This window comes from Burkholderia sp. (genome assembly GCF_018375725.1).
Lineage (GTDB): Bacteria > Pseudomonadota > Gammaproteobacteria > Burkholderiales > Burkholderiaceae > Burkholderia.
Genome location: NZ_JAHACR010000178.1, coordinates 1 through 8,685, shown reverse-complemented (window position 1 = coordinate 8,685; position 8,685 = coordinate 1). Strand labels below are relative to the sequence as shown.

The 8,685-nt window shown below is 63.9% G+C and carries 9 protein-coding genes; 7 read left to right on the top strand and 2 right to left on the bottom strand.

What is annotated here, in order from left to right:
- Positions 1-198: 198 nt before the first annotated feature.
- Genes KH616_RS17030 through KH616_RS17015 form a run of 4 tightly spaced genes read left to right on the top strand, consistent with a single transcriptional unit; the run spans position 199 to position 4,677 of the window.
- Complete coding sequence (locus KH616_RS17030; RefSeq protein ID WP_292248469.1) at positions 199-531, top strand: DUF3613 domain-containing protein; 333 nt, start codon at positions 199-201, stop codon at positions 529-531.
- Between the two features lie 7 nt (positions 532-538).
- A complete protein-coding gene (locus KH616_RS17025) occupies positions 539-2,524 on the top strand; it encodes a pilus assembly protein TadG-related protein (RefSeq protein WP_292248467.1) in 1,986 nt (661 codons plus the stop codon).
- A 15-nt stretch (positions 2,525-2,539) separates the two neighbouring features.
- On the top strand, positions 2,540-3,931 hold the full coding sequence (locus KH616_RS17020; RefSeq protein WP_292248465.1) for a sigma-54 dependent transcriptional regulator: 1,392 nt from the start codon (positions 2,540-2,542) through the stop codon (positions 3,929-3,931).
- 53 nt (positions 3,932-3,984) lie between these two features.
- Positions 3,985-4,677, top strand: coding sequence for a DUF2968 domain-containing protein (locus tag KH616_RS17015; protein ID WP_292248463.1), 693 nt, complete (start codon positions 3,985-3,987; stop codon positions 4,675-4,677).
- An 87-nt stretch (positions 4,678-4,764) separates the two neighbouring features.
- On the opposite strand, the gene hfq is transcribed toward KH616_RS17015, so the two are convergent.
- On the bottom strand, positions 4,765-5,292 hold the full coding sequence (gene hfq, locus KH616_RS17010) for an RNA chaperone Hfq (protein ID WP_292248462.1): 528 nt from the start codon (positions 5,290-5,292) through the stop codon (positions 4,765-4,767).
- A 295-nt stretch (positions 5,293-5,587) separates the two neighbouring features.
- Between hfq and KH616_RS17005 the strand changes: the two genes are divergently transcribed.
- A complete protein-coding gene (locus KH616_RS17005; RefSeq protein ID WP_292248460.1) occupies positions 5,588-5,869 on the top strand; it encodes a PXPV repeat protein in 282 nt (93 codons plus the stop codon).
- Positions 5,870-5,927: 58 nt separating this feature from the next.
- Here the strand turns inward: KH616_RS17005 and KH616_RS17000 are convergent, their stop codons facing one another.
- Complete coding sequence (locus tag KH616_RS17000; RefSeq protein WP_292248458.1) at positions 5,928-7,682, bottom strand: AMP-binding protein; 1,755 nt, start codon at positions 7,680-7,682, stop codon at positions 5,928-5,930.
- On the opposite strand from KH616_RS17000, the gene KH616_RS16995 reads away from it, so the two are divergent.
- Both KH616_RS16995 and KH616_RS16990 read left to right on the top strand, forming a co-directional pair.
- Positions 7,681-8,385 carry a mechanosensitive ion channel family protein gene (locus KH616_RS16995; protein ID WP_292248457.1) on the top strand — a complete coding sequence of 235 codons (705 nt, stop codon included), beginning with the start codon at positions 7,681-7,683 and terminating at the stop codon, positions 8,383-8,385. The two genes, KH616_RS17000 and KH616_RS16995, sit on opposite strands and share 2 nt — an antisense overlap.
- A gap of 10 nt (positions 8,386-8,395) precedes the next feature.
- A partial coding sequence (locus KH616_RS16990) for a hypothetical protein (protein ID WP_292248455.1) occupies positions 8,396-8,685 on the top strand: 290 nt, incomplete at its 3' end.

Sequence of the window (8,685 nt, the reverse complement as noted above, 5' to 3'; positions counted from 1 at the left end):
TCGTTGCCGCGTCGCATGCGTGGCGGCATGCGGTTGCTGCGCCCGCGGCGGCGCAGGGCACGGCAAGTGCCGTCACGGGCGGTGTCGGCGACGCCGCCGCGAAGCGCGTCGCGCCGGTCGCGAGCATCCAGGGATTCGACCCAACCGCGCCGCTGTTGCAGCGGTTCGCGCAATGACACGACGTTCGAAGGAAGAGACATGACCGACAACAACAAGAAAATCGCTCGCCGCGCACGGGTTTGCCGCGCTGCCATGGTGCTCGCGCTCTTCGGCGTTGCTGCCGCCGCGCACGGGCAATCGCAGTCGCAGGACGCGTCCGAGGTCGGGCACGCGACCGAGACGTGGCTCGCGCTGCAGCGCGACAACCGCGCGGCCGGCCCGGATCTGCCGATGCTCGGCGATGCGGCGTCGCTCGCGTATCAGCGGTATATCGACTCGTTCAAGGGCAAGATTCCGCAGTCGATGGGGTCGCCGGTGAACGCCGCAGGCGGGATGTCGTCGGGCGGTCAGGGCTCGGCTCAGTCCTATTGAGACGGCGATGCGCGCGACTCGATTCCTTGCATGCCGTGCGGGCAAGCGCGATCGCCTGCGAATGGGCGGTCAGCGTGGCGCCGTGTCGGTGCTGGCGGCTGTCTGGCTGCTCGTCGTGGTTGTCGTGATGGGAGCGATCGACATCGGAAATGTGTTCTACCAGCGACGCGATCTGCAGCGTATTGCGGATATGGCGGCGCTTGCGGCTGTGCAGTCGATCGATCCGTCGGACACAAACTGTACTGCGTCGAATGCGGCTGCACTGAAAAACGCGGGGATCAATGATTCGAACACGGTCAGTTTGGGTGGGCCGGCTAACGGCCAGGATCAAATCACGCCCACGTGTGGCCGCTGGGACACGCAGGACAACGCGAACTTGCCGGCCTTCTACGCGCGCGCGACAAAAGGGATGACGCAGATTAATGCCGCTCAGGTAACGGTAACGCGTAACGCGCAGTATTCGTTCCTGGGTGTCGTGTCGTCGCTGAATTCTCGGCCGGCCACGATTTCAGCGACGTCGACAGCGCGCGCGAGCGCGATCGATACATTCTCGATCAGCGCGACGCTTGCGAGCGTCGATCCGGTCTGGCTCAATAGCATCCTGTCGGCGTTGCTTGGCGCAAACGTCAACCTGACGCTCGCGGATTATCAGTCGCTTGCAAGTGCGAACATCAAGCTTGGTGGATTGGCGGCGGCGGTCCGCGCCGGATCGGTAAGCGGGCTCGTTGGTTTGCCGGTGTCGATGTCGACGCTGGTCGGAACGTTGAATACCTATGTCGGCGCGGTTCAGCCCGGCACGAACGATAGTCCGGGATACGTTGCGCAATTGCGGGCCGGGTCGCCGGCTTTGGGGAAAATTGCGCAACTCGGCATCACGAATGCCTCGGTGGTCCTCGCGAACCAGGCGAACGCGGTGCTGCAAATCAGTCTCGGCAATCCGGATTCCGGCGCCGACGCGACGGTCAGCCTGCTCGACTTGTTGATGACCGCAGCGCAGGTCGCCAACAAGTCGCATGCGGTTTCGTTGAATACGGGTGCTGGTCTTCCGCTTGGATCAACGATTTTCAAGGTCGTCAACGTCCAGTTGCAGGTGCTGAATCCACCATCGATTGCCATCGGCGAAGCGGGCCAGTTGGGTAACGGCGCATGGCGTACCCAGGCGTCGTCCGCACAGATCGGGCTATATCTGAACGTGCAGACACCGACGATCTCGTTGAGCACGTGCACGTTGCTGAGTCCGCTTGGATTGTGCGGACTGTTGAACATTTCTGCGTCGTTGAGCGGCATCAACTTACCCATCTATTTGTTGGTCGGCGGCCCCGCCGTCGCCAGCCTTGCCGCGACGAAGTGTGGCTCGGCCACCACGCCCAGCACGACCACGATCATCGCGACGCCGGGTATTGCGCGTCTTTGTCTGAGCAATCCGCCATCGGGGGGGCTGAATCTGTCCGACGTGGCAAGCTGCCCAGCCGCCGGGACTCTACAGTTACTGAACCTGAAGGCATCGGCGACGCTCCTGGGAATCGGTACGTCTGAAAGCGTCCCGGTTAGCGCCACGATCGCGAATCCGCTGCTTCAAATCGTCGGCAAGGCGTCTGAGAGTGCTCCCTTTAGCGGCTATTCGTCTGTTTCGCCGTACCATTTCTGCAATGCCGCCAGCGGTTTGACGGCTCCCGTGTCGTGCGGCAGCGGATGGGTGAATCCTACTAATGCCGGAAGTCCGGACAGTTACTGGACGACGTATTCGAACAACCTCGGCTCGGAACTGGGCACCGCGCTCGGCAACATCAACCTGAATTCCGTCAACATTCTGGGCGTTTCGATTCCGACCGGTGCGTTGCTCAACCTCATCGGTGGCCAGATACTGAGTCCCGTTCTTTCGGCGCTCGATTCGGTTATCGTGCCCCTGCTGGGCCTGCTCGGCGTCCAGGTGGGACAAGCGACCGTGCATCAGATATCGCTGACTTGCAACGCCGCGCAACTCGTTAATTGAAGAAGCATCCAGAGAATGAGAACCACGCCCGCAATCGAAGAACTCGACCTGTATGTCTGGGAAGGCAAGGCGGACATCGTCGACCGTGTCGCCCGGTGCATGGCGAGTTTCGACGTCGAAGTGATCCGTGCCGACAACGCGGAGATCTCGCCGGAGCGTGCCGCCATGCGTCCGTCGCTCGCGATCATCAGCGTGACGATGATCGAAAGCGGCGCGGCGTTCCTGCGTGACTGGCAGGCCAGCATCGGCATGCCGGTCGTGTGGGTCGGCGCGGCGCGCGATCACGACGCGTCGCAGTATCCGCCCGAGTATTCGCATATTCTGCCGCTCGACTTCACCTGCGCGGAGCTGCGCGGCATGATCCGCAAGCTCGTCACGCAACTGCACGCGCATGCGGCCGAAACGCTGCAGCCGTCCGAACTCGTCGCGCATTCGGAATCGATGCAGACGCTCCTCCATGAAGTCGATACCTTCGCCGATTGCGACACCAACGTGCTGCTGCATGGCGAAACGGGCGTCGGCAAGGAGCGCATCGCGCAGCTGCTGCACGAAAAGCATTCGCGTTACCAGCACGGCGAATTCGTGCCGGTCAACTGCGGGGCGATTCCGGACGGTCTGTTCGAGTCGCTTTTCTTCGGTCACGCGAAAGGCTCGTTCACCGGCGCGGTTGTTGCGCATAAAGGCTATTTCGAGCAGGCCGCCGGCGGCACGCTGTTCCTCGACGAAGTCGGCGACTTGCCGCTTTACCAGCAGGTCAAGCTGCTGCGCGTGCTGGAGGACGGCGCGGTGCTGCGCGTCGGCGCGACGGCGCCGGTCAAGGTCGACTTCCGTCTCGTTGCGGCGAGCAACAAGAAGCTGCCGCAGCTCGTCAAGGAAGGACTGTTCCGCGCGGATCTGTATTACCGGCTCGCAGTCATCGAACTGAGCATCCCGTCGCTCGAGGAGCGCGGGGCGGTCGACAAGATCGCGCTGTTCAAGTCATTTGTCGCGCAGGTGGTCGGCGAGGAACGGCTCGCGCAGTTGCCGGACCTGCCTTACTGGCTCGCCGACGCCGTCGCCGACAGTTATTTCCCGGGCAACGTGCGTGAATTGCGCAACCTTGCCGAGCGTGTCGGCGTGACAGTGCGGCAGACGGGCGGCTGGGATGCCGCGCGTCTGCAACGTCTGGTCGCGCATGCGCGCAGCGCGGCACAGCCGGTGCCGGCGGAAAGCGCGGCCGAGGTATCCGTCGATCGCAGCAAGTGGGATATGACCGAACGCAGCCGTGTGATCGCGGCGCTCGACGCGAATGGCTGGCGGCGCCAGGACACGGCGCAGCAACTCGGCATCAGCCGCAAGGTGCTCTGGGAAAAAATGCGCAAATATCAGATCTTCGACGAGGAGCCGGAGGCCCGCGAGAGCGAGTAAATAATGAGATAATTCGGGCAACAATTACGACGAGTCGGTGCAGGAATTACTACATGAACCAAATGACGGGGTTGGCGCGGGCATGTATCGTGCTTGCGATGGTGGGAGGCATGCAGGGCGCTTATGCGCAAGGGTTGGCGGGCGGTACGACGCAAGCGGCGGCGGTGCAATCCGCATCGGCGCCGGTCGTTCCGATTCCGGCCATCGACGTGCAGACGCAGGCGGGCGAGGCGACCGGCCAGAGCACGATCGACGATCTTCAGCGCCAGATTCAGACGCATGCGCTGACGGAAATGCGCACCAGCTATAACGGCAGCTATGGCGCGAGCCTGCTGTTCAACGTCAAGGACGGCGCGTATTTCGTCGCGCTGTTTCAGCAAAAGGCGTTCTGGCGCGTGATCAAGACGTACAACGACGTGCGGGCGGAAGCGATCTACCGCAATTTCGCGCAGCAGGCCGAGCGTCTGGCTGTCGAGGAATTGCGCACGGCTCGGCTGGAGTCGCAAAAGGCACAGACGGATCGCCAGATCGAGGTCGCACAGGAGCGGGCGCGGCGTCTGCAGGCCGACCTGAGCATCGCGCGTGAGCAGCAGGCGGCGGTGGCCGATCGCCAGAAGACGGTGCGCAGCGAAGCGGCGGCGCTCCAGTCGCAACAGGCGCAGCTGCAGGCGCAATTGCGTGCGTTGCAGCAGCAGGTGCGGGCGTTGCAGCGTGAAGCCGATGCCGGCCTGCCGTCGGTGCATTGAGGGAAAGCGGGAGATGCGCGTGCGGCGATTCGCCGCGCGGCGCGTGATCAAGCAAAAAGGGCAAGCCGGTGGGCTTGCCCTTTTGTTTTACTGGCCGTCCGGCACGATGCGCCGGCGGCGCGTGACGATCACCGGCCCGTTGGAGCCGCCGTTGCCGCGCGGCTCAACCGGCGCGGAGGACGACTGATCGCCGGCGTCGCGCGGTGCGCCGTATCCGTAGGATTCTCGCGGCTCGCGCGGCGCATAGCCTTCGCTTCGCGGCTCACGCGGCGCGTAACCTTCGCCTCGCGGCTCGCGCGGGCCGCCATGCGAGCCGTACGGACCGTGGCCGCCACCTTCGCGGCCACCGCTGCGGCCGCCGCCAGTGCGCGGACCGCGTGCACCGCCGCCGCCCGGACGCGAGCCGCCCGTGTCGAGCTGGATGGTCGAAATGGCGCGCTTGTAGATGCCTTGCAGACCCACGGGGGTGCGCAGCATCACCAGGTACTGGTCGAACGACTCGATGCAGCCCGTCAGGCGGATGCCGTTGACGAGATAGATTTCAACGCGCTTACGTTCCTTGCGCGCCGAATTGATGAAGTCGTTTTGCGGATGGGATTCTGCGGGATTGGCCATTGAGATGCGGCAGGAGCCTGCGTCAGAAAATATGTTGTGCGTGTGTGCAGCGTGGAATCCACGATGTATTTGGCGGGATTCTACCCTGTTCGACCCGTATGCGTGCGTCCGCGTTTGTGTCGAACCGTAACCCACTATAGACGGTTCCGGGCATTTTCGCGATTCGGCCGGACGGCCTTGCCGCGCTGTTACGTTGCGTTACGATTCTCGTTGCGTCGTTGCACCTCCTGATGGGCATCTCGTCTACAGTTGCCGCCGCAAGCCGGCCGAACCGGCGAATCACGGGGTGAAAAACATGGACAAGCGGCGAATGGCGGTGTGGATCGGGAGCATGGCGTTGCTGGCATCGGGCAGCGCGATGGCGGGGCATGTCGATGTCGCCGTCGGAATCGGCATGCCGGTCGCACCGGTCTATGTCGCGCCGCAACCCGTCTATGTGGCGCCGCAACCGGCCGTCGTCGCGTACCCGGCTTATGGTTATGGCTACGACGACCGGGACGACAAGCGCTACCGCAAGTGGCGCAAGCACGAGGAGAAGGCGTGGCGCAAGCATCACGACGACGATGACGACGATTGAAGCCCGGCGCGCTGCCGGATCGCTTCGCCCCGCTGCCGCGCATTCCCGGACACGGTCGTCAGCGACGTGACGCGGCATTCTGCTGCGCGAGCGCCTCGTCGCGCAGTTCGCGGCGCAGGATCTTGCCGACGTTGGTCTGCGGCAGCGCGTCGCGGAATTCGACGAGCTTCGGCACCTTGTAGCCGGTCAGGTTGCGCCGGCAATGCGCGATCACCTCGTCGGCCGTCAGCGCCGGATCGCGCCGCACGACGAATACCTTGATCCGCTCGCCGTGCACCTCGTCCGGCACGCCGATCGCGGCCGCCGCGCTGATGCCCGGATGCATCGTCAGCACATCCTCGATCTCGTTCGGGTACACGTTGAAGCCCGACACGAGGATCATGTCCTTCTTGCGGTCGATCAGGCGCACGTAGCCGCGCTCGTCCATCACGCCGACATCGCCCGTCGCCAGCCAGCCGTCGGCGTCGATGACCTTCGCGGTCTCGTCGGGACGCTGCCAGTAGCCGCGCATCACCTGCGGGCCGCGCACACAGAGTTCTCCCGGCTCGCCGATGCCGGCCCACGTGCCGTCCTCGCGCCTGAAGCGGACGGTGGTCGACGGCGCGGGCAGGCCGATCGAGCCGCTGAACGCGGTCATGTTCTGCAGATTCACCGGGTTCATCGTGACGATCGGCGAACACTCGGTGAGGCCGTAGCCTTCGATGATCGGCTGTCCCGTCACCTGCTGAAAACGTTCGGCGACCGCACGCTGCATGGCCATGCCGCCCGACATCGCGAGCTTCAGCTTCGAGAAGTCGCGGCTGCGGAATTCCGCGTTGTCGAGGAATGCGTTGTACAGCGTGTTGATGCCGGTGATGCCGGTGAACGTCTCGTGACGGATGATCTTCATCACCATCTTCATGTCGCGCGGATTGGCGATCAGGATGTTGCGTCCGCCGAGGCCGAGGAAGATCAACGCGTTAACCGTCAGCGAATAGATGTGGTAGAGCGGCAGCGGCGTGAGCACCGTCTCGACGTCGCCCGTCATCTGGCCGGCGGTCCAGACCTTCGCCTGCAGCAGGTTCGCGATCAGGTTGCCGTGCGTGAGCATCGCGCCTTTCGCGACGCCGGTCGTGCCGCCCGTGTATTGCAGGAACGCCAGGTCGTCGCGCGTGAGCGGCACGGGCTTCGGCGTATCGCGCGCGCCCAGCGACAGCGCGGAACGCAATGGCACGGCCTGGGGCAGGTCATAGTCCGGCACGAGTTTCTTGACGTGCTTCAGCACGAAGTTGATGAGCCGGCCTTTCGCATTGAAGCCGTCGGCGAGCAGGTCGCCGAGCGCTGTGACGATCACGTTCTTGACCGGCGTTTGCGGCAGCGCATCCTGCAGCGTGCGCGCGAAATTCTCGAAGACGACGATCGTCTGCGCGCCGCTGTCCTTCAGCTGATGCGCGAGCTCGCGCACCGTGTAGAGCGGATTGACGTTGACGACGATCGCGCCGGCCTTCAGCGCGCCGAACAGCGTGACCGGATACTGGAATGTGTTCGGCAGCATGATCGCGACGCGGTCGCCCGGCTTCACGCCAATGCGCTGCAGGTACGACGCGAACGCCGCGGCTTTTTGCGCAAGCGAGCGGTACGTCAGCGACGCGCCCGCACTGACGTACGCGACGCGGTCGGCGAATTTTGCCGTGCATTCGTCGAAATAGTCGACGAGCGACGCGTATTGCGTGACGTCGATCGCGTGCGGCACACCGGGCGGATAGGACGCGAACCAGATGCCGTCGGTGTTCGGGGGCACTTGGGCGGCTTCTGGCGCTGCGGGAGCAGGCATGGCTTGTCTCCTGAATCGTTGTGGTGAGGCGCGGCGCATGGACGCGGCGCCGGTGTCAGTTCGCGTGATGCAGCGCCGCGGCGTCGCTCGTGTCCGCGGCAGCCGCTTGCTGGCCGGCCGGGTCGTCGCCGGCACGCGCATCGTCGAGCACGGCCGCGAAAATCGCGAGCTGGGCGTGATCGGCGACACGATCAACGTGAACGGGCTGGAGGGAACCGTGATCGACGTGGGCATGCGCAGCACGCGGATACTGGGTTACGACCGACGCATCACGAGCTATCCGAACTACAAGATCACGGACGCCTCCATCGTCAACATCTCCTCGGAGCCGATGCGGCGGGCCATGGTGAAGCTGGGGCTGACCTACGACACGGGAGCCGAAAAGATGAAACAGGCACTGGAGATACTGCGGGCCATCCCCGCGAAGATCAAGGACGTTTCCGGAAATCCGTCGGACGTCACGGCCTACTTCTCGGACTACACAGACTCGGCGCTGGTCGTCACGTTCTACTACTACATCGAGAAGCAGGGCGACGTCCTGAAAACGACGTCGGACGTGAATCTGGAGATCCTCGACTCCTTCGCCAAAGCGGGACTCACATTCGCCTTCCCCACACGCACGCTGCTCGTGCATCAGGACGACGCGGAAAAAGCCGGCGGCGAACCGGCAGCCGCAGACGGTACGCAAATTCAGAACTCCTAAAAAACATCCCATGACGACTCAGAAAAACCATCCAGCGGCCGGACAGCCCGATTCGTTCGACCGATATCCCGGCTATTACGGGAGCGATCTGGAACTGACATACACCCCTCAGCGTTCCGTCTTTACGCTTTGGGCGCCCACGGCCGACAAGGTCCGGCTGAACCTCTACGCTTCGGGCGAAGGCGGGGAACCGGAGGAGCGGCTGGAGATGCGGCCCTCCGACGACGGAACATGGCGCGTCGCGGCGGAGCGCGATCTGAAAGGGACTTTCTACACCTTCCAGATCGAGAAAGAGGGGAA